The 18,093-nt window shown below is 65.3% G+C and carries 17 protein-coding genes; 15 read left to right on the top strand and 2 right to left on the bottom strand.

From position 1 onward, the window contains the following. The first annotated feature begins 8 nt into the window (after positions 1-8). Both pedF and R2C4_RS20175 read left to right on the top strand, forming a co-directional pair. A complete protein-coding gene (gene pedF, locus R2C4_RS20170; protein ID WP_208764513.1) occupies positions 9-686 on the top strand; it encodes a cytochrome c-550 PedF in 678 nt (225 codons plus the stop codon). A gap of 18 nt (positions 687-704) precedes the next feature. Beyond that, positions 705-1,607 carry a substrate-binding periplasmic protein gene (locus R2C4_RS20175; RefSeq protein WP_141891992.1) on the top strand — a complete coding sequence of 301 codons (903 nt, stop codon included), beginning with the start codon at positions 705-707 and terminating at the stop codon, positions 1,605-1,607. 6 nt (positions 1,608-1,613) lie between these two features. Here R2C4_RS20175 and R2C4_RS20180 read toward each other — a convergent pair whose 3' ends face one another. After that, a complete protein-coding gene (locus tag R2C4_RS20180) occupies positions 1,614-2,516 on the bottom strand; it encodes an FAD:protein FMN transferase (RefSeq protein WP_141891993.1) in 903 nt (300 codons plus the stop codon). Further along, positions 2,513-4,597, bottom strand: coding sequence for a 4Fe-4S binding protein (locus R2C4_RS20185; protein ID WP_141891994.1), 2,085 nt, complete (start codon positions 4,595-4,597; stop codon positions 2,513-2,515). The genes R2C4_RS20180 and R2C4_RS20185 overlap by 4 nt, the downstream gene beginning before the upstream one ends. Positions 4,598-4,735: 138 nt before the next feature. Here R2C4_RS20185 and pqqA point away from each other — a divergent pair, with 138 nt between their 5' ends. From pqqA to R2C4_RS20250, 13 genes are all read left to right on the top strand, one after another. Then, positions 4,736-4,843 carry a pyrroloquinoline quinone precursor peptide PqqA gene (pqqA, locus tag R2C4_RS20190; RefSeq protein WP_027236494.1) on the top strand — a complete coding sequence of 36 codons (108 nt, stop codon included), beginning with the start codon at positions 4,736-4,738 and terminating at the stop codon, positions 4,841-4,843. A 21-nt stretch (positions 4,844-4,864) separates the two neighbouring features. Beyond that, positions 4,865-5,749: a pyrroloquinoline quinone biosynthesis protein PqqB gene (gene pqqB / locus R2C4_RS20195; RefSeq protein WP_141891995.1), complete on the top strand. Its 885-nt coding sequence runs from the start codon at positions 4,865-4,867 to the stop codon at positions 5,747-5,749. Further along, positions 5,746-6,498 carry a pyrroloquinoline-quinone synthase PqqC gene (pqqC, locus tag R2C4_RS20200; protein ID WP_244940763.1) on the top strand — a complete coding sequence of 251 codons (753 nt, stop codon included), beginning with the start codon at positions 5,746-5,748 and terminating at the stop codon, positions 6,496-6,498. The genes pqqB and pqqC overlap by 4 nt, the downstream gene beginning before the upstream one ends. Then, positions 6,495-6,782: a pyrroloquinoline quinone biosynthesis peptide chaperone PqqD gene (pqqD, locus tag R2C4_RS20205; RefSeq protein ID WP_141891996.1), complete on the top strand. Its 288-nt coding sequence runs from the start codon at positions 6,495-6,497 to the stop codon at positions 6,780-6,782. Before pqqC ends, pqqD begins: the two co-directional genes overlap by 4 nt. Then, a complete protein-coding gene (gene pqqE, locus R2C4_RS20210) occupies positions 6,779-7,864 on the top strand; it encodes a pyrroloquinoline quinone biosynthesis protein PqqE (protein WP_141891997.1) in 1,086 nt (361 codons plus the stop codon). Before pqqD ends, pqqE begins: the two co-directional genes overlap by 4 nt. 773 nt (positions 7,865-8,637) lie before the next feature. Then, positions 8,638-10,731: an FAD-dependent oxidoreductase gene (locus R2C4_RS20215; protein WP_141891998.1), complete on the top strand. Its 2,094-nt coding sequence runs from the start codon at positions 8,638-8,640 to the stop codon at positions 10,729-10,731. Between the two features lie 11 nt (positions 10,732-10,742). Beyond that, positions 10,743-11,921: an acetyl-CoA C-acyltransferase gene (locus R2C4_RS20220; protein WP_141891999.1), complete on the top strand. Its 1,179-nt coding sequence runs from the start codon at positions 10,743-10,745 to the stop codon at positions 11,919-11,921. A 12-nt stretch (positions 11,922-11,933) separates the two neighbouring features. After that, positions 11,934-13,130, top strand: coding sequence for an acyl-CoA dehydrogenase family protein (locus R2C4_RS20225; protein WP_141892000.1), 1,197 nt, complete (start codon positions 11,934-11,936; stop codon positions 13,128-13,130). A gap of 14 nt (positions 13,131-13,144) precedes the next feature. Then, the gene (locus tag R2C4_RS20230) at positions 13,145-14,275 is read left to right on the top strand and encodes an acyl-CoA dehydrogenase family protein (protein ID WP_141892001.1); all 1,131 of its coding nucleotides are present in this window, start codon (positions 13,145-13,147) and stop codon (positions 14,273-14,275) included. Positions 14,276-14,278: 3 nt separating this feature from the next. Next, entirely contained in the window at positions 14,279-14,704 is a 426-nt protein-coding gene (locus R2C4_RS20235; protein ID WP_141892002.1) for a PaaI family thioesterase, read from the top strand. Beyond that, positions 14,701-15,480: an oxepin-CoA hydrolase, alternative type gene (locus R2C4_RS20240; RefSeq protein WP_141892003.1), complete on the top strand. Its 780-nt coding sequence runs from the start codon at positions 14,701-14,703 to the stop codon at positions 15,478-15,480. The genes R2C4_RS20235 and R2C4_RS20240 overlap by 4 nt, the downstream gene beginning before the upstream one ends. A gap of 10 nt (positions 15,481-15,490) precedes the next feature. Continuing rightward, positions 15,491-16,495 carry an NAD(P)H-dependent flavin oxidoreductase gene (locus R2C4_RS20245; RefSeq protein WP_141892004.1) on the top strand — a complete coding sequence of 335 codons (1,005 nt, stop codon included), beginning with the start codon at positions 15,491-15,493 and terminating at the stop codon, positions 16,493-16,495. A gap of 23 nt (positions 16,496-16,518) precedes the next feature. Beyond that, positions 16,519-18,039, top strand: coding sequence for a class I adenylate-forming enzyme family protein (locus R2C4_RS20250; RefSeq protein WP_141892005.1), 1,521 nt, complete (start codon positions 16,519-16,521; stop codon positions 18,037-18,039). The last annotated feature ends 54 nt before the right edge of the window (positions 18,040-18,093 follow it).

Here is an 18,093-nt window from a genome sequence, read left to right on the forward strand (position 1 = left end):
AGGAACTCATGTTCAAATTGCCTCTTACGGCCCTCGGGCTCGCGGCTCTTGCCACAGCGGCGCTTGCCCACGGAGACGTCGCGCCGCAGCCGGTGAATACCGATGCCCTGCCCGATGTGGGCGAGGAATGGCTGACCGAAAACCCCTATCGCGGCCAGGAGGCGGAGGTCTGGCAGGCGGCGATTGATATAGGCGGCAGCGGCTACAACCAGAACTGCGCCCGTTGCCACGGGCTGGGCGGCGTTTCTGGCGGGCTGGCGCCTGACCTGCGCTACCTGGAGGCGGAGGAGATGGGCGACGAGTGGTTCGTCGAACGCTTCCGCACCGGTTACACCCAGAACGGCATCACCAAAATGCCCGCCTTCGGGGAGCTGCTGGGGCAGAAGGCCGCCTGGGCGATCCGCACCTATCTGGAAACCCGGCCCGATGATGGCGCCCTGGACGAGGCCACCGGCCGGCTGCTGGAGATCCGCGACGAACTGACGTCCCTGGCCAGCGGCGGCGGCGGTGATGCGGCGGCGCTGCAGGCAGAGCTTTCGGAAATCGCGGAGGGTGTCGAAACCGGCTCCGGCGCCCCGGTCGCTGACAGCGCACCCTACCGGGCGGCAAGCCTGATCGGCGGCGCGCAGCCGGACTTTGCCGGGGCTGCGGAGGCCCTGACTGTCGGCCTCTCGGCGGCGCATTAGGGCGGAGGGCGGCGGCACATGAGACAGCAGCTGGCCGGTTTCCTTACGATTGCGGCGCTGGCCTGCGGCTGGGCGCAGGCCGGGCAGACCCGCTGTGCGGACCATGTGCCGCAGCCCAAGCCGCAGAACGCCTCGCGCGATATCGTCGGGCAGGATCTTGAGACCATTCTCGAGCGCGGCTTCATCACCTTTGCGGCCTACGAGGATTTTCCCCCCTGGTCCTACGAGGAGGCGGGACGCATCAAAGGCGCCGACATCGACCTCGCCCGGCTGATTGCTGCGGAGCTGGGGGTCGAGGCCCGGTTCACCCTGGTCGCGGCGGGCGAAAATCTGGACGCGGACCTGCGCAACTGGATCTGGAAAGGACCGATTGTGGGCGGCAGCGTCGCCAACGTCATGCTGCATGTGCCCTATGACAGCGAATTTGCCTGCCGGGTCGAACAGGTGGTGTTCACCGGCCAGTACCACGTCGAGGAGGTCGCTATCGCCTACCGCCGGGACGCCTATCCCGAAGACCCGCCGCTGCCCGCCTATTTCCGCTTCGACAGCGTCGCGGTGGAGAATGATTCCATCGCCGACTTCTACCTTTCGGCCTTTCCCGGCGGCCAGCTGAGCGGCAATATCCGCCGCTACCCGACGGCGGCAGCGGCAATGGCAGGCCTGGACCGGGCTGAAACCAAGGCCGCGATGGGGCCGCTGGCGCAGCTGGAGGCCGGGCTGACCGCGCAGACCGCCGTCCACTCGCCGCCTTTGCCCGGCTTCTCCGCGGGCACCTGGACCGCCGGGGTGGCGGTGCATTTTTCCTACCGCCCGCTGGCCTATGCGGTAGAAGATGCTATTGCCGCCGCGCTGCAGGACGGCCGGATTGCCGCCATCTTTGCGGCCCACGGCCTCAGCCACCGTCCGCCTGAGCTGCGCTGATCCCGTTCATCCCAGCGTTATGTGGCTGCCATCCTGTGCCAGCAGGGTAACGCTGGTGCCGCCCGGAAGACGCGCCAGCGCGGCACTGATTTCACGTTCACTCATCAGGCAGAAGGCGGTGGAGGCCGCATCCGCCAGCGCGGCGCTTCCGGCCTCGGTGCTGACGGTGGCCCATAGCGGCCGCCGGTCAAGCGCGGGGTGCAGGATATGCGCGGCGCCGCGCAGCCGCAGCGCGCCGGGGCTGGAGGTGGCGATGGCGCGGCCGGTCAGGCTGCGGGCGGCAAAGACGCCGTGCTCCGGATCGGCGAGCCCGATGCGGAACGGGCCGCCGAGGGCGGCAAACTCGCCGGCGTTGACCAGAACCCGCTCCAGCCCCAAACGGCCAAGCGCGGCGCGGACCATGCCGGTGGCATAGCCCTGGGCAATGCCATTGAAGGTCAGCGCCTGGCCCGGCGCCAGCCGGATTTCCCGTGCTGTCACCGACACCTTGTGCCAGCCGCAGAGGCGGGCAGCCTTGCGGACTCCGTCTCCGCGCGCCAGCGCCTGCCAAAGCGGCTGGACCGTGGGGTCGAACACTCCTGCCGTTGCCGCGTGCATCCGGGTGCAGAGCCGGGCCAGATCCAGAAAACACGGGGGCGGGTTCTTCAGAACCCCGGTCCGGTTCAGCCGCGACAGCGCGGAGGCCGGATCGTAGAGGCTGAACAGCTGTTCGGCCTGCCGCAGCTGCGATAGCGCGGCGGCAATTGCCCGGTCTGCCAGCGGCGGCGGCGCATGGATGGTCAGGCGCGCCTCGGCCCCCAGGGCAAACCCCTGCCAGGTGACGGGCGCGGCCCGCGCCGCCGGTGGCGCTGCACCAAGGGCGGCGGCAGAGATAGCCAGGAACCGGCGGCGGGTCAGTTTGGCGCTCATTCCGCGGCCTCCAGCTGCTGTTTCTTGCGCGCCGACAGGATCAGCGGCACGCAGCGGGACGGGTCATCGTAGATCGACACGCAGTCGAGGCAGCCGAAGCATTCGTCATAGCGGACCGCGCCGGATGGTTTGATCGCGCCATAGGCGCATTTCACCCGGCACAGCTGGCAAGGGCTGCCGCAGGCGGCGCGCCGGGCGATCCAGTTGCGCCGCCGCAGCAGCCCGCCTGCCGCCATGGCCGCGCCCAGCGGGCACAGGTAGCGGCAGAAGGGCTTGAACAGCACCAGCCCCGCCGCCAGCCAGAAAACGGCGTAGGCTGTGAAATACCATTCGCGCAGGAAAAATGTGGTGATGGCGGTCTTGAAGGGTTCGACCTCCGCCCCGGTGTCCACATGCGCGGGCGCCAGGAAAACCAGCGAAACCAGCCCGGCCAGAACGCCGTATTTCAAATACCTGAGCCGCCCGTCCCAGGCCGGCGAAAGGCCCGTTTGCGGCACGCCCAGCCTGCGGCCCAGATGGTGGGCGAACTCTTGCAGCGCGCCAAACGGGCACAGCCAGCCGCAGAACAGGGCCCGCCCCCACAAGACAAGCCCGAGGATGGCAAAACCCCAGATCAGCAGCGAAAACGGGTCGTAGGCGAGAAAGGCAAAGCTGCCGCCCTCGGCCGTGGCGCGCAGCACGCCAAGAACGGTGACGATGGACAGCTGGCCCTGGCCCCACCAGCCGATGAACAGAGTGACAGCCGCCAGCACAGTCAGCCGCAGCGGGGTCAGGGTCTTGCGGGCGGCGATCCGGCTTTGCGCCAGCAGCAGTGCGGCGGTCAGCGTGGTCAGCAGCACGCCCAGCACGATCAGGTCCGTGCGGCGGCTGCGCAGTGCCTCCAGCCAGGGCGGCACCGGCGCCAGGGTCTCGGCCCGCAGGAAAAAGCGTTCGGGGGTCCGGTGGGTGGCAGGGAATTCCACGGTGCCGGTTTCGGGCTGGAACATGCCATGCGCACGCACCGCCTGGGCGTGCAGGGTCCACGCCTGCGCCGGGTCAAAGCCGAGGCGGCGGTCGGCCCGCAGGATCATTGCCGTGCCGTCGTGCAAAGGCTCGGGCAGATCCGGCGACAGCTCGACCAGCAGGTCGCTGTCGCGCAGCGCCACCGGCAGTCCGTTCTGCGTTGCAAACACCCGGTCCGGGGCGGTGTTGCGGATGAACTCCGGGCTGACCAGCCCGTGGCGGCCGGTCTCGATCAGCAAGAGCGGCTCATCTTCGGGGGAGATCGCCAGGAAATCCTGCAGCTCGTCGTAACCGGCGCGCGACAGTGCCGCCTGAGCGATTGACGGCGGCCCGAGGTCGATGATCCAGAGATCCAGATAGGGCGCCTCGGGGTGCTGCTGCGCCTCCGGATCGTCATCGGCCCAGAGGGTGCCGGCGAACGCCGCGTCTACCTCCGCATTGGAGACGGTGGCACGGGTGGCCAGCCCCTGATCCACCAGCGCCGCCCAGTCCAGCGGCTCGCTGTGGTCCGGGTCCGGCCGGGCCGGGGGGGCGGTGATGACGCCGTGCATCTTCTCGCGCGCGACCGCCAGCGCGGCGGCCATCACCGAGTCATGCGCGATCCGCACCGACGCGGTCGCCTTGCTCACCCCGTCGAGATAGACCAGCGATGAGCCGGAATCTGTCTCGCCATAGGGGGTGCCGACGGTGATCGCCGAAAAGACCGACAGGCCGGGATACTGCTCGAAGAACCTGTGGAACGGGGCCGGGCCAAGCCCTGAGACAAAGACCGGCTCGTTATGGCTGATCAGCCGGACATCCAGAAAATTGCCATCCAGGTCCAGCAGTACCAGCACGTTGACCGGCGCGCCGGAAAACCCGGGCAGGGGGGCAAGGGGTTCGGTTTCGAAGGCATAGCCCGCCTCCGCCCCGCCGGAGTTGAGCAGGGTATAGACGCCCTTGCCGTTCACCGGCTCCCCCAGGGAGAACGGCGGCATGATCAGAGCGCTGATTTCCTCGCGCGGTAATGGTGACGCCGCCAGCGCACTGGCCGCAAACAGCCAGGCCTGAAGCCAGAGTATGAGCCGGGATACGCGCATGGCTGGCAGTCTGCCGGGCATATACGCCCCGTGCCATTGGACCAAAGTCTGAGACCGTCCCTACGACCAAAGGCCAATACCGGGGCCGGGGACGGGGGGGGTAGGCTGACGGGATTAAAGCCAGCAAAGGAGGATGCAATGGCCTGGTCTGCCCCGAAACTGAAAGAAATCAACTGCGGCATGGAAATCAACATGTACTCCCCGTCCGAGGACGAGGGCCGCGAATACGAACCCGATCTGTTCTGATCGCGAAACAGGAAAACGGCCATGCGGTTTCTGGTTCTTGGCGCGGCAGCGGGCGGCGGTCTGCCGCAGTGGAATTGCGGCTGCCGGAACTGCCGGGACGCGCGTCTCGGCAGGATCGCTTCCGCCACCCAGTCCTCGCTGGCCGTGACACTGGACGGGCAGAACTGGGCGGTTATGAACACCTCTCCCGACATCCGTGTTCAGTTGCAGAACTGCCCGTCCATGCACCCGCAGTCGCTGCGCCACAGCCCGCTGCGCGCAGTGCTGCTGACCAATGGCGACATTGACCACATCGCGGGGCTGCTGTCCTTGCGGGAGCAATCGCCGTTTTCCCTGTTCGCCACGGCCGGCCTCTTGGATGTGCTGGCGGCCAACCCGGTGTTCAACGCCCTCCCGGCGGCTGTTGGCCACCATCCGGTGCGGCTGAGCGAGGGCTTCGAGCTGCTTCCGGGCCTGCAGGCAACGGTCTTCGCGGTGCCCGGCAAGGTGCCGCTGTTCCTGGAAGGCGGGCAGGTGGAGACGGATCTGATGGGCGAGCAGACCGTCGGCGTTCGGCTGAGCGACGGCACGAAAACCGCCTATTACATCCCCGGCTGTTCCGCTGTCTCCGCTGAATTGCTGGAGATACTGGCAGATGCCGATCAGATCTTCTTTGACGGCACGCTCTGGCACGATCAGGAGATGATCCAGAGCGGGACGGGTACCAAGACTGGCCAGCGAATGGGGCATATCTCCATCAGCGGCCCCCAAGGCTCCATCGCCAGCTTGCGGAGTGTGGATGCCGCCAAGACCTTCATTCACATCAACAACACCAATCCCGTCTGGCAGCCCGGCAGCGCCGAGCGCGCGCAGGTGCTGGCCGCCGGGTGGACAATTGCAGCGGATGGGATGGAGATCGCCCTATGAATGCCTACCCCCGGGAAATGCCCGCCAGAGAGCCGCTTGAGGCCCGCCTGCGCGCCATCGGCGCGGCGCGCTACCACGATAAGCACCCGTTTCACCACAGGCTGCACGGCGGGGAGTGTTCGCCCGACGAGGTCCGCGCTTGGGTGATCAACCGCTGGGCCTATCAGGCGGCGATCCCGATGAAGGACGCGGCCTTTCTGTCCCGCTGCGCTGATCCCGCCATGCGCCGGGCCTGGCGCAGCCGGATCGAAGACCATGATGGCGGCATCAGCGAGGGCGGCGGCATCCGCCGCTGGCTGCGGCTGGCCGAAGCGGTCGGGCTGGACCCTGACTACGTGGCCTCCGGCCGGGGCGTGCTGCCGGCCACCCAATTCGCTGTCGACGCCTATATCCGCTATGTCCGCGACATGCCGCTCCTGCAGGCGGTGGCCTCGTCGCTGACGGAACTGTTCGCCCCCTCCATCCACGAACGGCGGATCGAAGGCCTGCTGCAGCACTACGATTTTGCCAATGCCGCCAGCCTGTCCTATTTCCGCAAACGGCTGACTGAGGCGCCGAAAGACGTGAAATTCGGCCTGGCCTGGGTGCTGGAGAAGGCCAACACCCCGGAAAAGGAAGACGGCGCCTGCGAGGCGCTGATCTTCAAGACCAATGTCCTGTGGGCGCAGCTGGATGCACTTTGGGGCGCCTATGTGGAGCCGGGGCGGATCCCGCCGGGCGCCTGGCAGCCGGGCGAGGGGCTGACATGACACTGGCGCTTGCCCCCAAGGACCGCCCCTATCTGCCGCGCGGGGTGCGGATGATTACGGATAAGGTGCGGGGCGGCACAGTGCTGCTCTGCCCGGAAAAGGCCATTGCTTTGGATGCCATCGGCGAGGCGATCCTGTCGCGGGTGGATGGCAGCGCTTCGTTCAAGGAAATCGTTGCCGGTCTGGCGGAGGCATACGATGCCCCGGCGGAGCAGATCGCCGGGGACGTGCAGCGCTTCCTGGCCGGGCTGCGGGCCCGCATGTATCTGGCGGTGCGGTCATGACCGTGCCTCCTCCCATCGCGATGCTGGCTGAGCTGACGCACCGCTGCCCGCTGTCCTGCCCCTATTGCTCTAACCCGCAGGACCTGCTGGGCCGCGAGGCGGAGATGACCACCGCCGAATGGGCGGATGCCTTCCGCCAGGCTGCCGAACTGGGCGTCCTGCAACTGCACCTGTCCGGCGGCGAGCCTGCCGCGCGCCCAGACCTGACGGAATTGACCGCTGCGGCACAGGGCTGCGGGCTTTACACCAACCTGATCACCAGCGGCATCGGCCTGACGCCCAAGCGGCTGGATGCGCTGGAGGCCGCAGGGCTGGACCACATCCAGCTGTCCCTGCAAGGCACAACTGCAGAGCTCGCGGACTGGATCGGCGGCTACAAGGGCGGGTTTGACCGCAAGATGAAGATCGCGGCCGAAATCAAGGCCCGGGGCATTCCCCTGACGCTGAACGCCGTTATGCACCGGCACAATCTGGACGATCTGGAGCGCACCATCGAAATGGCTGTCGAAATGGGCGCCCGGCGGCTTGAGGTTGCCTGCGTCCAATTCCACGGATGGGCGTCCCGCAACCGGGCGCAGCTGCTGCCGACCCGCGCGCAGACAGAGGCCGCCAAACGCATCGTTGCCGAGGCCGAGCAGCGGCTGCGCGGGGTGCTGGCGTTTGATTTCGTGCCGCCCGACTACTATGCGGATTACCCCAAGGCCTGCATGGGGGGCTGGGGCACGGCCGGGCTGAACATCGCGCCGGACGGCACCGTGCTGCCCTGCCATGCGGCCCAGACCATCCCGCATCTGGACTTTGACAATGTCCGCGGTAAACCTTTGGCGGCGATCTGGTACGGCGGTGCGGCCTTCAATGCCTACCGCGGCACCGATTGGCTGCCGCAGCCCTGCCGCAGCTGCGACCGCAAGGACACCGATTTCGGCGGCTGCCGCTGCCAGGCGCTGGCCCTGGCAGGGGACGCTGGCGCAACCGATCCCGTCTGCCGCAAGTCGCCCCGGCATCAGGCCGTGCTTGAACTTCTCGAAGCGGGCGGAAGCCGGGCTGATACAGCTCTTGTCTACCGCAGCGCTGCTGGCTGAAGCACACCGGCTGCGGCCGCGGTTTTCCAGGGCGTCCTGGCATGTCCCTCTGCGGCCGTGCATCATAGAGAAATGCTGCAAATGGGAGCGAACGGCAGCTTCACGGAAGCTGCGATGAGGCGTGCCCGGCATTGATAGGTTCACTATCTGCGCTTGCAGTAAACCACTCCGCGATAGGGGCTCTGCGTTGATTGCACTGGGCTGAAGCGGGGCTCGTTTCGCGGTGTCGAAAGCCGGGTACGTGCTGTTGGCCGAGGCAATCCTCCCCCGGCAGACAAAGTTTTTCCCCGTGACTGGTCAGTATCTGGCACCGGCTGCACTTCTTCGCTCACTCATGTGCGCGAAAATGCCGGCACGTTATCCCGGGCCGCCGTTGCAGACCTGCCACTTGGGGGTTTGCAAGCGATTTGCGGCCTGGCTCTAGAGCTCTGCGGAGATCGTGCCACCAGATGACGAAAGTTACTCCCAAATGCATCCGCTGGAGCGCTGCGTGGACACCCGGCTCATCCAGGCGCTGCCGAGACATGCCGGGCGCGCCACGCCGGTGCGCTGCGCGAGCGGGGGTACCTGAATAGTCCCGGAAATGCTGGTTTTTCAGCTGGAGCAGCCGTTTCCGGTCCCCGGAAGGTGGTAGCGGCGGGTGCAACGCCGAGTCAGCACCGCGCTCATATAATTCCGCAAATAGAAATGTAATTTTACATATTGAAATTATAGGTCGGGCTGGGTACCAAAGCTAAACCAAGAGACTCTGCGAACAACGGGCGAGGGAAGAGATGGGGAACCTAGTCAATTTGACACTCGACGACGGCATTGCGGTCGTGAGGGTAGACAACCCGCCGGTGAATGCTCTTTCGCACGCGGTACGTGCTGGGTTGCGGGACAGTTTGCGCGCGGCGCTGAACAAGCCGCAGACCAGCGCGGTCGTTATTTTTTGCGCGGGGCGCAGCTTCTTTTCCGGGGCAGACATCCGCGAGTTCGGCCAGCCGCCCCAAGCCCCGTTCCTGCCGGATCTGATCAGCGAAATCGAGGCAGCGCCAGTGCCTGTCATCGCAGCGATGCACGGGAACGCACTCGGCGGCGGGCTGGAGGTGGCATTGGGTGCGCATTACCGTGTTGCAGTGAAGGGCACCCGTTTCGGTCTGCCGGAAGTTTCACTGGGATTGTTGCCGGGTGCTGGTGGAACGCAGCGTTTGCCGAGGCTGATCCCGGCTGCAGATGCGGCCCGGCTGATCACTGGCGGCAAACCCGTTGATACGCATGCAGCGCTGTCCCTAGGGCTGATTGACCGGATTGGGAGCAGCAACGATGCCTGCGCCGAAGGGGTTGCCTTTGCCCGCGAACTGATCGCGGCAGGCAAGGAGCCGCGCCGGGCCGGCAGTCTGCCGTGCAACCGGTTGGAGCCTGCGGAGCTGGAGGCAATCACAGCAGAAACGGCCAAGGCGGCTCGCGGGGCGACTGCGCCATTGGCCTGTTTGGAGGCCGTGAAGGCAGCAATGACACTGCCGTTCGGCGAGGGCTTGAAGAAAGAGCGCGCGCTGTTTCAGGACCTGATGGCATCTGATGAAAGCAAAGCGTTGATCCACGCCTTCTTTGCCGAACGCCAGGTTGGAAAACTGCCGGAGGCTGAAAGCGTGGAGCCGCGCGCGATCAGGCGTGTCGGGGTTGTCGGGGGCGGCACTATGGGGGCGGGAATTGCTGTCAGCGCCCTGCTCAGCGGACTGGATGTGACCCTGGCCGAGCGCGATGAAGCGGCGGCAGCCAAGGCCGCAGCCAGTGTCGGGCAGATGCTGGGCAATGCGGTGGATCGCGGCAAACTGGCCGGTACGCAGCGTGAGGCCATTCTGGCGGCGTATTTCCGCACCACCACCTGTTTCGAGGATTTCGCACCGGCTGACTTGGTGATCGAGGCCGTGTTCGAGAGCATGGACGTTAAGAAGGACGTGTTTACCCGGCTGGATCAGGTCTGCAGGCCCGGTGCCATTCTGGCGTCAAACACTTCCTATCTGGATCTGAATGCGATCGCCGCGATGACCAGCCGCCCGCAGGACGTAATCGGGCTGCATTTCTTCTCGCCCGCGCATGTTATGCGGCTGCTCGAGGTGGTGGTGGGCGCTGAAACTGCTCCTGATGCGGTCGCATCTGGATTTGCGCTGGCAAAACGGCTGAAGAAGGTGGCGGTGCGTGCCGGGGTCTGCGACGGGTTTATCGGCAACCGGATCCTGTCGCATTACAGCAAGGCCGTTTATGGAATGGTGCTGGCCGGGGCGAGCCCCTACGCGGTGGACAGGGCACTGACTGGCTTCGGCCTGGCCATGGGGCCTTTTGCCGTCGGAGATCTGGCAGGACTGGATATCGGCTGGGCTAACCGCAAACGCCTTGCCCGCTATCGCGATCCGCGCGAGCTTTATCCGGAATTTGCCGACCGGCTGTGCGAGTTGGGCCGGTTCGGGCGAAAGAGCGGACGCGGATTCTACATTTACGAAGATGGGGCAGGCAGAGCCCGGCCGGACCCGGAGGTGGAAGAAATCATCGCCGCTGAGCGTGCGGCAAAGGGCATCACCCCGCGAAGCATTGGCGAAAAGGACATCATCAGCCGTTACATGGCCGCGATGGTGAACGAGGCCGCCCGCGTGGTCGGCGACGGCATTGCGCTGCGGCCGCTGGATGTGGATGTGACCCTGCTGAACGGCTACGGGTTTCCGCGCTGGCGCGGCGGGCCGATGCATTATGCCGACACCACCGGGCTGGACCGGATCCTGCAGGATATCAGCCGTTTTCACGAGGAAGATCCGATCTTCTGGCAACCCGCGCCGCTGCTGGAGCGTCTGGCCGCCGAAGGCCGGACATTTGCCAGCCTCAATACCTGAAGGAGCTTTTTATGAAACAGGCGGTCATCGTCTCCACCGCGCGCACCGGACTGGCCAAATCCTACCGCGGCGCCTTCAATGAAACCCATGGCGCCACCATGGCCGGCCACGCGATCAGCCACGCGGTGCAGCGCGCAGGTATTGCGCCGGATCTGATCGAGGACGCGCTGGTTGGCTGCGGCTACCCTGAGGGCTGGACCGGGTCCAACATCGCCCGTCAGTCCGTGATCCGCGCGGGCCTGCCGGTGTCGGTTTCGGCAGCCACAGTGAACCGCTTCTGCTCCTCGGGCTTGCAGGCGGTTGCAATGGCGGCGCATTCGATTGTGATGGAGGGCGCGCCGGCCGCGATCGGCGCTGGGGTGGAAAGCATCAGTCAGATGCCGCCCGCACGGCCGCCGCAGGCGCAGGAAGCCTGGATCCTGGAGAATAAGCCGGAGCTGTATCTGCCAATGATCCAGACCGCCGACATCGTCGCCAAACGCTATGGCATCAGCCGCGCCGCACAGGATGAGCTGGCGCTGGCCAGCCAGCAGCGCACAGCAGCGGCGCAGGCGGCAGGCAAGTTCGACGGTGAGATCGTGCCAATCACTGTGACACAGGCCTTGAAGGACAAGGAAAGTGGCGAGATCACCCGCAAGGAGGTGACCATTGCCATGGATGATTGCAACCGGCCGAACACCACGCTGGAGGGGCTGGCTGGTCTGGCCCCGGTGCAGGGCGAGGGGCATTTCGTCACTGCCGGCAATGCCTCGCAACTCAGCGACGGGGCGGCGGCGCTGGTGCTGATGGACAGCGCGGCGGCCGAACGGGAAGGCGCCGAGCCGCTGGGCGCCTTCAAGGGCTTTGCCGTGGCAGGCTGCGAGCCGGATGAAATGGGCATCGGCCCGGTCTATGCGGTGCCGCGCCTGTTGCAGCGGCACGGGCTGACGGTCAGCGACATTGATCTGTGGGAGCTGAACGAGGCCTTCGCCTCGCAGGCGCTGTACTGCCGCGACCGGCTGGGGATCGACCCGGAGATCTGCAACGTCAACGGCGGTTCGATCTCGATCGGCCACCCGTTTGGCATGACCGGCGCGCGGATGACCGGGCACCTGCTGCTGGAAGGGCGGCGGCGCGGTGCCAAACTGGGCGTTGTCACCATGTGCATCGGCGGCGGCATGGGCGCGGCCGGCCTGTTTGAAATCTTCTGAGGGGCCTACGCGATGGATTTGAATTACACCAGAGAAGAACAGGCGTTCCGGACGGAGGTCCGCCAGTGGCTGGAGGATACCCTGCCGCATGAGCTGCGCGAAAAGGTGCGGCTGGGCAAGCGGCTGGCCAAGGCGGACATCGAGCTGTGGCACAGCCTGCTGCATACGCGAGGCTGGCTGGCCCCGAACTGGCCGCGGGCCTATGGCGGCTGCGAGTGGAATGCGGTGCAGCGCCATATCTTTGAGGAGGAAGCCTGCCTCGCCCATGCCCCGCGCAGCCTGCCGTTTGGCCTGTCGATGCTGGCGCCGGTGCTGCTGGCCTTTGGCTCGGAGGAGCAGCGCCAGCGCTTCCTGCCGCGTATCTTGAACGGGCAGGACTGGTGGTGCCAGGGCTATTCCGAACCGGGCGCCGGGTCCGATCTGGCGGCAGTGAAGACCCGCGCGGTGCGTGACGGCGATCACTATGTGGTCAATGGCCAGAAGACTTGGACCACGCTGGGCCAGCACGCGAACTGGATTTTCTGCCTTGTGCGGACCGATCCGGACGCCAAGAAGCAGGAAGGGATCTCTTTCCTGCTGATCGACATGGACACCCCCGGCGTCACGGTGCGCCCCATCGTGCTGATCGACGGCGAGCCGGAGGTGAACGAAGTGTTCTTTGACAATGTCAGGGTGCCTGCGGAGAACCTGGTGGGCGAGGAGAACAAGGGCTGGACCTATGCCAAGTACCTGCTGACCCATGAGCGCACCAATATTGCCGGGGTGGGGTTCTCCAACGCATTGCTGACGACGCTGAAACACGTGGCCGCGCGGGTAAATTCCGGCGGCCGGCCATTGGCGCAGAACCCGCATTTCGCGGCCAGGATAGCGCAGGCGGAGATTGATCTGATGGCGATGGCGACCACCAATCTGCGGGTGGTCTCGGCTGCGGCCAACGGGCAGGCGCCGGGCGCTGAAAGCTCGATGCTCAAGGTCAAGGGCACGGTGATCCGGCAGGAGCTGACGTCGCTCTTGCGCCGCGCCATGGGGCCGGATGCGCTGCCGTTCCAGCCTGACTTTCTGGATGGCGGCAGCAATGCAGCGGCGCTGGGTCCGGATCATGCGGCGGCAGCGGCGCCCTCATATTTCAACATGCGCAAGCTGTCGATCTTTGGCGGTTCGAACGAGGTGCAGCGCACCATCATCACCAAGGCCATTCTGGGGCTGTAACGGGAGCAGGCGACATGGATTTCAATCTGACCGAAGAACGGATGATGCTCCGCGATACGCTGCAGCGGTTTCTGGCGGACAAATACGCGCATGAGAACCGCCGCGCGATGATTGCAGCGGGTGAGCCCTATGACGCCGGGATCTATGCGGGATTGGCCGAATTGGGTGTGCTGGGCGCCATGTTCAGCGAGGGTCAGGGGGGGTTCGGCGGCCAGGGTTTTGACCTGATGGTGGTGTTCGAAGAGCTGGGCCGTGCCGGTGTGATTGAGCCTGTGTTGCCGGCAGCGCTGGCAGGCGGGCTGATCGCGGCCCTCGGCAATGAACGGCAGCGAGTGCTGGTGGATGAGATCATCGCCGGAACCCATGTGGCGGCGCTGGCCCAGGGCGAAACAGGATCGCGTTATGACCTGAACCATGTGGAGACCACGGCGGCTGCCGAAGGCGATGCCATCGTTCTGAATGGCATCAAGACCCATGTGCTGTATGGCGCAGAGGCGCAGTCGCTGGTGGTGTCGGCGCGAGAGGGCGGCGCTGCGGCGGATGCGGCAAGTATTTCGTTGTTTCTGGTGCCGGTGAACACGCCGGGCGTGACTGTCAGCGGCCACCGCAATATGGACGGCATCCCGTCTGCGACGGTTGCGCTGGATGATGTGCGGCTGGCGGACACGGCGCGGCTGGGCGCTGCCGGAGAGGGGCTGGAGGCGCTGGAAGCCTCTGTTGCCCGCGGCCTCACAGCCATCTGCGCCGAAGCGCTGGGCGCGATGGAGGCGGCCAAGGATCTGACCCTCACCTACTTGAAGGAACGCAGGCAATTCGGCATGCCGATCGGCAAATTCCAGGCCTTGCAGCACCGGATGGCGGATATGCTGATCGAAGTGGAACAAGCGCGCTCGGCTGTGATCAACCTGGCGGGCAACTTGGATCAGCCGCGCGGCCGGCGCGAAATCCACGCCAGCGCCGCCAAGAACCTCATTGGCCGGGCCGGGGCGCTGGTGGCCGAGGAATGCATTCAGATGCATGGCGGTATCGGCATGACCGATGAATACGCGCTGTCCCATTTCGCCCGCCGCCTGACGATGATCGACCATCTGTTCGGCGACACGGATTATCATTTAGAGCGCTTTATCGCGCTCAAGGCGGGGTGACACATGCCGGCGATGCCTCTCGACAGACCCTTGATCCCTCTGTTTCAGGCAATGGGCTATGACGTCGAAATCAATGCAGAGGCAGTTGAGGCGCACTGCATGATGGAGATTTTCCCGCTGCATTTGAACCGTCAAGGCAGCTTGCATGGCGGGGTCGCAGCAACGCTTCTGGATACCGCCAGCGGGATCACCGCCAGCCTGTCCTGTGATCCGCAAGGGCTGACGCCCTTTGTAACCCTTTCGCTGAACGTCAGCTACATGGCGCTGGCCCGGCAGGGGGCGGTGCGCGCATCCGGCCGGATTACCGGCGGCGGCAGGACAACCAAGTTTGTCGCCTGCGATCTGCGGGACGCAGAGGGCCGGCTGATCGCGGCGTCCACCGGGGTCTTCAAGCGGATGCGGAATACAGGAACGGAGGCAGCGGCATGAGCGCGCTTTACCGGCATGAGGTCCGCGGCGGGACCCTGATTATCTGGAACTGCAACAGGGCGATGCGAAATGCGCTGTCGTATGAATACTACCAGGGTCTGCAGGACGGTCTTTCGAGGGCGGCTTCTGATCCAGCAATTGCGGCAGTGATCCTGGCCGGGGAAGGCGGATTTTTCTGTTCCGGCGGCAATCTGAACATGCTGAAGGAACGCCGTGAGATGCCCTATGAGGCACGCCAGGTGCAGATCGGCAAGCTGAATGCCCTTATCCGAGCCGTCCGCACCTGCCCCAAACCTGTCATCGCGGCGGTGGAAGGCGGCGCGGCAGGGGCCGGTCTGTCGCTGGCAATGGCGGCGGATATGATCGTGGCGGAAGAAAGGGCGCAGTTCACCCTGGCCTATGTCAAAGCGGGCCTGGTGCCGGATGGCGGCGCTACCTATGCACTGACGCAGGCGCTGCCGCGGGCGACCGTGGCGCGGATGGCGATGCTGGCCGAGCCGCTGAGCGCCGAGCGCATGCACCAGCTGGGTGCAATAACCGAACTGGCCGCCGCAGGCACCGCAGTAGCACAAGCCGAGGCGCTGGCGGCCGCCGTTGCCAAAGGGCCTGAGACGGCGATCGCCGTTATCAAGGGTCTGATCAATCAGGCGGAAACCGCCAGCTTCGAAGAGCAGCTCGCGCATGAACGCGATGCCATGGCCAAAGCCCTCGGCGGAAACGAGGCCCAGGCGGGCATTGGTGCCTTTCTCACAAAAACATCCCCAGTATTCCGGTAAGGAGACCGAAATGATGCATTCTTCTGCACTGCCGGCGATTTTCGACACGCCCGTGACCCGGACTTATGGCACCCGCCTGCCGGTTGTGGCGGGCGGCCTGCAATGGCTTGCCAATGCCGAGTACGTGTCCGCAGCGGCGCGGGCTGGAATCATTTCTTTCATCACCGCCGCCAGTTTCCCCGAAACGAAGGACCTCCGTGCCGAGATCCGCCGCTGCCGCGAGATGTGCGGCGGCAAGCCCTTTGGGGTCAATGTCTCGATGATCCCCAAGCTGGTTCCTGGGGAGAAAACCGAAGAAGTGTTCCGCCTGATCGCAGACGAAGGCATCCAGTTTGTGGAAACCTCGGGCCGCAGCCCGGAGGCGTTCATGCCGATCCTAAAGGACGCTGGGATCACTGTGCTGCACAAGGTGCCCAGCCTGCGTTATGCGGTGAAGGCCGAGCAGGTGGGGGTCGACATGGTCTCGATCGTCGGGGCCGAATGCGGCGGGCACCCCGGCATGGACATGATCGGCAGCATGGTCAATGCGGGTCTGGCGGGGGACCGGCTGACCATCCCCTGGCTGATCGGCGGTGGCATTGGTCACGGCAAGCAGATCCTGGCAGCGCTGGTGATGGGAGCTTCGGGCGTGGTGATGGGAACCCGGTTCCTGGTTGCAAGTGAGCTGACCGCGCATCCGGACTATAAACAAGCGATGATTGACGCAAGCGAGCTGGACACTCAGCTGACGATGCAATCCGTCCGCAACACCGTTCGCAGCCTGCGCAACCAGACCACTGAAACAGTCGCCCGGCTTGAGCGCGACAACCCCGAAATCAGTATCCAAGAGCTGCTTCAGCACGTGTCCGGCAAGATAGGGCGCAATGCCTATGCAACCGGCGACGTGTCCCAAGGCCTGCTGTCGGCAGGCCACGCGCTGGGCTTTGTCGATGAGGTGGAACCGTTTGCCGAAATCGTCGGCAGGCTGGAAGCCGAGGCGCTGACGGCATTTGCGCGGCTGGGTGTGGCAGCGTGATGGCAAATGGGAGGAGAAGTGACATGCACAACCGTGTACATGGGCTGCTGGAAGCAGCAGCTGAGACCCGCCCGGATGCCCTGGCGCTTGCGGATCAGGATGGCCGCCGCCTGAGCTGGCTGGAAATGCTCGAAGCGGCTTTGGCCGCGGCGGCGCAGCTGAAGGCAGCGGGTGTTCGGGCAGGCGACCGCGTGGTGCTGGTGTTCGAGAACTGTGCCGAGGCGATTGCGTTCTTCTTTGGCGCAAGCATGCTGGACGCGTCGGCTGTAGCCATCAACGCCCGGCTGACCACGGCGGAACTGGACCGGATCATTGCGCATTCCGATCCCAGCGCCATTTTGTTTTCAGCGGCTTCATCCGAAGCGGCGCGTGCCCACGCGGGCCACTATGGGGCACAGAATGTTCACGGCGCCTTTGGTGCTGCGGCCCTGATGCCCCGGGCAGGAGCCTCTCCGGAGCCGGTGTCAGAGGACGGGCGCGAACAGCTTGCCTTGCTGCTTTACACCTCGGGCACCACCGGCACTCCCAAAGCGGCAATGCTGACCCACGCCAACCTTATTGCAGGGGCCGCGGCCTCGGCAGAGGTGCGGGGCATCAAGAACTCGGATGTGACCTATCTGGCGCTGCCGCTCAGCCATATCTTCGGGCTGGTGACTATGCTTTCGGTCACCTTTGCGCAGTCAGCGATGCGGATGGAGGCGCAATTCTCGGCAGAGCGTCTTTATAAAGCACTGCAGGAGGATGTCACTCTGCTGCCTGCAGTGCCGCAGATGCATGCGCATCTGTTCAACTATGCCCGCTCCCACGGCAAGCCGCGCTATGACGGGCACAAACTGCGGTTTGTGTCTTCGGGCGGCGCGCCCTTGGATCCGGCTTGGAAACGCGAGGCAGAGGCATTTTATGGCCTGCCGCTGCAGAACGGATACGGGCTGACCGAGGGCGCAGCGGGTGTTTGTGCGACCCGTAACGGCATTGGCGATCCTGACATCAGCGTCGGTCTGGCGATGGGGGAATGCAGCCTCAAGCTTGATCTGGACGCAGCGGGCGCCACCCCCGAAGAGGGGATCGGCGAAATCCTGGTGGGCGGCCCGCAGGTTATGAAGGGCTACTTCCACGACCCGGAGCAGACCGCAGCAGCTTTTACAAAGGACGGGTTTTTCCGCACCGGCGATCTGGGCCGGTTTGACGATGAAGGGAGGCTGCATATTGCCGGGCGCACCAAGGAGCTGATCATCCGGTCCGGTTTCAATGTCTACCCGGTCGAAATTGAAGCGGCCCTGACCGAGCATCCGGATGTGGTCGTGGCAAGCGTCGTGGGGCGGTCTGTCGAAGGGAACGAGGAGGTTTTGGCCTTTGTCAGCGCCGCCACTGGCAGCGGCGTGACAGAACAAGAGCTGAAGACTTTTCTGCATGACCGGCTGGCGCCCTACAAGCGGCCTGCGCGGATTATTGTGGCCAAGGCGCTGCCTGCTGCGCCGACCGGGAAAATCCTGAAGGCGAAGCTGATCGAAACATTCGCCAGCGAGCTGGACGTGGTCGTGTGAACCGCTGATTCCGTTGTTTGGCTGCGGAAGGGCAGAAGCGGGCTTGCTGATCCG

The organism is Leisingera aquaemixtae (assembly GCF_006740765.1).
Taxonomy (GTDB): Bacteria; Pseudomonadota; Alphaproteobacteria; order Rhodobacterales; family Rhodobacteraceae; genus Leisingera; species Leisingera aquaemixtae.